The organism is Burkholderia sp. Ac-20392 (assembly GCF_017104585.1).
GTDB classification, from domain to species: Bacteria; Pseudomonadota; Gammaproteobacteria; order Burkholderiales; family Burkholderiaceae; genus Burkholderia; species Burkholderia lata.
Window position 1 is genome coordinate 1 of sequence record NZ_JAAGPB010000688.1, and the last position, 3,303, is coordinate 3,303.

Below are 3,303 nucleotides of genomic sequence, written 5' to 3' on the forward strand. Positions count from 1 at the left end.
TCAGCGGGAAGCTCTGGAACGCGGGGCGCAGCGCATGCACGGCCGCGTCGTTGGTCACGCCTTCGGTGAGCCGCGCGATCAGCGCGTCGCCGTCGGGTGGCAGGTCGGCCACCGTGTAGCCCGCGTCACGCAGCGCCGCGAGCACGCGCAGCGCGGACGCCGGCGTATCGAGCCCGACGCCGTTGCCGATCCGTCCTTCGCTTTGCGGGTAATTCGCGAGGATCAGCGCGACGCGCTTGTCGGCATCGTCGAGCGTGCGCAGCCGGCACCAGCCGCGCGCGAGCGCCGCAACGAACGCGATCCGCTCGGCGTCAGGCTGGTAGCGCACGACGTCGACCTCGGTATGCGGGCAGCGGTACGCGAGCCCCTTGAAGCTCACCGCGCGCGTGACGATGCGCCCGTCGACCTCGGGCAGCGCGATGTGCATCGCGATATCGCGCGCATGCAGCCCCTGGTTGTCGGCCACCCAGGCGTCGCGATTGCCGCCGGACAGGATCACCTGCAATACCGGCGCATCGCCGGCGAGCACGTCGTGTTCGGGGCTGTCGATCGCACCGGCCGCGAACGCGGTCGTGTTCAGCACGAGCGCGATGTCATGCGTGTCGCAGAGCTGCGTGATGACTTCACGGCTCACCGCGTCCTTCAGCGACGTGACCGCGATCGGCAGCGGATTCAGCCCTTCCGCGACGAGCGCATCGGCCAGCGCGTCGAACACGGCCGTGTTCGCGGCCTGCCAGTGCGCGCGATAGAACAGGATCGCGACGACGGGCGCGCCGGGCGTCCAGCGCGGCCGCCAGTCGTCGACGCTCGCGCGGTCGCGCGCCGGGTGATACAGCGCCGCGGCCGGCAGCGGGCGCGGCAGCTCGGGTTCGTCGCCGAACCCAAGCGTGTGGAATGCGATGCTGCGCAACAGCGCCTCGGCGTTGTGCACGCCGCCTTCACGCAGATAGCGCCACCACAGCCGGCACAGGTCGGGCGCGACCGTACTCTTCGCGACGAGGTTCGGGTCTTCCTGCAGGTCGCCCGAGAACATCGCGAGCTGCTGCTTGCGCTTCGACGCGAGCGACACGGCCTGCTCGATCCCGTACGGCCAGTACGCCTCGCCGCCGAGATGATCGATCACGACCGACTTCGCATGCTGCAACACGTCGTCGACGTAGAAATCGACCGACGCCGGTTGCCGCAGGAACGTGACGTTCGCGAGCCGCACGCTCGGGAAGCCGGCCGGCAGGTGTGGCACGACGCTCGCGAGGAGCGACAGCGTCGTGTCGGCCGAACTCAGGATCACGATGTCGGCCGGTTGCTGGTCGATCCGGACAACACCCTGCGTATCGTCGACGAAGCCGCCCGGCGTGGTGCGCAGCAGATGCATCGTGCGTTACGCCTGTTGCAGCTCGGCCGCGCACGCGGCGTCGAACGCGCGTTGCAGCGCGGCCGCGTCGAGATCCTCGCCGATCAGCACGAAGCGGCTCGCGCGCGTTTCGACGTCCTGCCAGCGACGGTCGAAATAGCTGTCGAAGCGGCGGCCGACACCCTGGATCACGAGCCGCATCGGCGCGCCGGGCAGCGCGGCGAAGCCTTTCGCGCGATAGATCGTGTGCGCCTCGACGACGCGCTGCAGCGCGGCGATCGTCGCTTCGCGCGTGCCGGCGTCGCCCGACACGACCACCGAGTCGAAATCGTCGTGATGGTGATCGTGATCGCCGTCGTCGGCCGAACCATGATGGTCGTGACGCAGGTGGATCGTTTCTTCCGATGCCGATTCGAGACCGAGCAGCAGCGCGAGATCGAGCTCGCCGCGCGTCGCGCGCACGATCTTCACCTGCGGCGGGATCTCGTCGCGAATCGCGGTTTCGATCTGCGCGAATTCCGCATCGCCGACGAGATCGGCCTTGTTCACGATCACGAGATCGGCGGACGACAGTTGATCGGCGAACAGCTCGTGCAGCGGCGACTCGTGGTCGAGGTTCGGATCGGCGCGGCGTTGCGCGTCGACGGCCTGCGGGTTTTCCGCGAACTGGCCGCTCGCGGCGGCCGGCCCGTCGACGACGGTCACGACCGCATCGACCGTGAAGCTGTTGCGGATCGTCGGCCAGTTGAACGCCTGCACGAGCGGCTTCGGCAACGCGAGGCCCGACGTCTCGATCAGCACGTGGTCGATGTCCGCGCGGCGCTCGACGAGCGCTTCCATCACCGGATAGAACTCTTCCTGCACGGTGCAGCACAGGCAGCCGTTCGCGAGTTCGTAGAGCTGGCCCGCCGCTTCGCCCTGCGCACCGTCGGCATCCTCGCAGCCGATGCCGCAGCCCTTGAGGATTTCGCCGTCGATGCCGAGTTCGCCGAATTCGTTGACGATCACCGCGATGCGGCGGCCTTCGGCGTGCTGCAGGATGTGGCGCATCAGCGTGGTCTTGCCGCTGCCGAGAAAGCCCGTGACGATCGTGACGGGAAGCTTGCGTAGGGTCATGGTAGGTCCTGTGTCGAAAATGGAATCAGGCCGGGATCGTCGCGTCGAAGGCGGCGTGGCAGTTCATCTGGCGGATCGCAGGCATGCCGCCGCGGGATCCGGACGGACAGTCGCTGGACGGGCGGGACGACGAATCGGACATGGTGCTTCCTTGCGAACGGTCGACATCGTGAATGCCAACACGGCTGCTGCCGGCCCGGCTCGCGCTGCCTGCCGTTCGCCACGCCGGCCGGCGCGCGTTCGCGCGGGGGCAGATCGGCGGAGGAAGCGGGCAACACGCGGGCGTCGGGCCTGCTGCGGCCGTGGACGATGCGCCGCCTCCCCGCGGCGCTGAACCCCAACGTTTAGGCCGGTATCCGGGCTGACGAACACGCCGCTTCGCCTTCCCGGATGCGCACGGCATCCAGTGGCGGTCGTCCGCATGCGCGCGGCATGCGGCGAAGCGGCGTTGCGTGGCGCTTCTCGCGCGACGCGTTCGCTTACCGTTGCGGGGGCAGCACAGGTTGGCTCGACTGCGGCGCAGGCAGGCTCCCTGTTTCCCGTTTAACTGCGCGCACCGGAGCGGCGCGCGCGAGCACCAAAACGCGTGCGAGTGTAGGCGGCGGTGCGAGGAGCGTCAAGGCGGAACGGGCCGCAGGGCCCGGTTCCGGATGGCCGGCGCGCGTGGCCGGAAGCCGGGCGCGGCGGTTCGCGCGGGGGAATCGCTGTGCTATCGTATGCGCCGCGTTCGGTGCTCGCATGCGCATTCCGCGCGTGCAGTTAAACGGGAAACAGGAGGCGGACCACCGCCCGGCCTGTGCTGTCCCCGCAACGGTACGCCGCCCGCGCGACGCGCT

2 protein-coding genes and 1 riboswitch are annotated in these 3,303 nt (G+C 69.3%); both genes read right to left on the reverse strand.

Annotation, left to right across the window (positions count from 1 at the left end; genetic code table 11):
* Positions 1-1,372: cobaltochelatase subunit CobN (locus G3N99_RS36850; protein WP_206124817.1), on the reverse strand; the 1,372-nt coding region annotated here is incomplete at its 3' end.
* A 6-nt stretch (positions 1,373-1,378) separates the two neighbouring features.
* On the reverse strand, positions 1,379-2,467 hold the full coding sequence (cobW, locus tag G3N99_RS36855) for a cobalamin biosynthesis protein CobW (protein ID WP_206124818.1): 1,089 nt from the start codon (positions 2,465-2,467) through the stop codon (positions 1,379-1,381).
* A gap of 329 nt (positions 2,468-2,796) precedes the next feature.
* A riboswitch (cobalamin riboswitch) is annotated at positions 2,797-3,064 on the reverse strand.
* Between the last annotated feature and the right edge of the window lie 239 nt (positions 3,065-3,303).